The 510-nt window shown below is 32.5% G+C and carries 1 pseudogene; it reads right to left on the reverse strand.

Annotation, left to right across the window (positions count from 1 at the left end):
* Window positions 1–227 (reverse strand): annotated as a pseudogene (locus tag ACFIO3_RS15670) (hypothetical protein); the annotation flags it as partial.
* Window positions 228–510: the final 283 nt, after the last annotated feature.

Raw genomic sequence — 510 nt, forward strand, 5'->3', positions numbered from 1 at the left:
GAATGAGAACGCTTGGTAACCAAGAAAAAGTTATCACCATGATTAACTGTCGTTGGAAGAGCCTTCAAAGGTACCGATAACACATAGCAAATCGTATTTTTGGGCGATTTATAAGAATAGGCTCCCCACGCTTCAAATTGATTTAAACGGCTTGGCGTTTGTGCATATGCCACTCCTGCTGTAACAAGAACCATTACAGATGCAGCAATAACAGTCTTTTCAAACATCTTCATTTAGCTCACTTCTTTAGTCTCTAACAAGATTTTCTTCATTGGAAAAATTCAACAAAAACTCCTCGATATTCATGTGTTATTGTCCTAATTCCTTCAATAAGCGAAATATTTTCAAACTAATCAAAATAGATTTCTACGTTTCATTATGACCTTTTAATCGTTACCAAAAAATAAACTTCTTATTCAATAACCACATTAAAAAATAACATCTTCATTTTACGCTACTTATTTCGTTTTTGTATAAAAAACGATTTCTTTAAGCTATAGAACCTCAAAA

Source organism: Bartonella sp. AD328YNZD (assembly GCF_042196425.1).